The following is a 1,085-nucleotide window of genomic DNA, read 5'->3' on the forward strand; positions in this document are numbered from 1 at the left end:
GTCTACAAGAAGCTCGTCATCAAGGACGACAAGCTGGTGGGCGCGTGCCTGTACGGCGACACGGTGGACGGCAGCTGGTACTTCAAGCTCCTGCGCGACGGGCGCAGCGTGCACGACATCCGCGACAAGCTGATGTTCGGCGAGTCCAACATCGGCGACACCGGCCATGAGGGCCACAGCAAGGCCGCGGGCATGCCCGACGACGCCGAGGTGTGCGGCTGCAACGGCGTGACCAAGGGCACCATCTGCAAGGCCATCAAGGACAAGGGCCTGTTCACCCTGGACGAGGTCAAGAAGCACACCAAGGCCAGCGCCAGCTGCGGCTCGTGCACSGGCCTSGTGGAGCAGATCCTGATGTTCACCGCCGGCGGCGACTACTCGGCCACGCCCAAGAAGAAGGCCGTGTGCGGCTGCACCGACGCGAACCACCAGGACGTGCGCGATGCCATCCGCCGCGAACACTACCTGACGCACGACGAGGTGTACCGCAACCTGGGCTGGCGCACGCCCAACGGCTGCGCCACCTGCCGCCCGGCCATCAACTACTACCTGATCAGCACCTGGCCCAAGGAGGCCAAGGACGATCCGCAGAGCCGCTTCATCAACGAGCGCAGCCACGCCAACATCCAGAAGGACGGCACCTACTCGGTCATCCCGCGGATGTGGGGCGGCCACACCACGCCCGACGAGCTGCGCCGCATCGCGGATGCGGCCGACAAGTACCAGATCCCGACCGTCAAGGTCACGGGCGGCCAGCGCATCGACCTCTTGGGGGTGAAGAAGGAGGACCTGGAGGGTGTCTGGAAGGACATCGGCATGCCCTCGGGCTTTGCCTATGCCAAGAGCCTGCGCACGGTGAAGACCTGCGTGGGCAGCGAGTGGTGCCGCTTCGGCACGCAAGATTCCACCCAGATGGGCAAGGACCTGGAGCGGGCGCTGTGGGCGATGTATTCGCCGCACAAGGTCAAGCTCGCGGTCTCSGGCTGTCCGCGCAACTGCGCCGAGGCCGGGATCAAGGACGTGGGCGTGATCGGGGTGGATTCGGGCTGGGAGCTGTACGTGGGGGGCAACGGCGGCATCAAGAC

The 1,085-nt window shown here is 66.2% G+C and carries 1 protein-coding gene; it reads left to right on the top strand.

Annotation, left to right across the window (positions count from 1 at the left end; translation table 11 throughout):
* Positions 1-1,085 (top strand): (2Fe-2S)-binding protein (locus tag AC04MI_RS25480; RefSeq protein WP_476499081.1); only part of this gene is annotated, 1,085 nt, incomplete at both ends.

Source organism: Acidovorax sp. LjRoot204 (assembly GCF_056175785.1).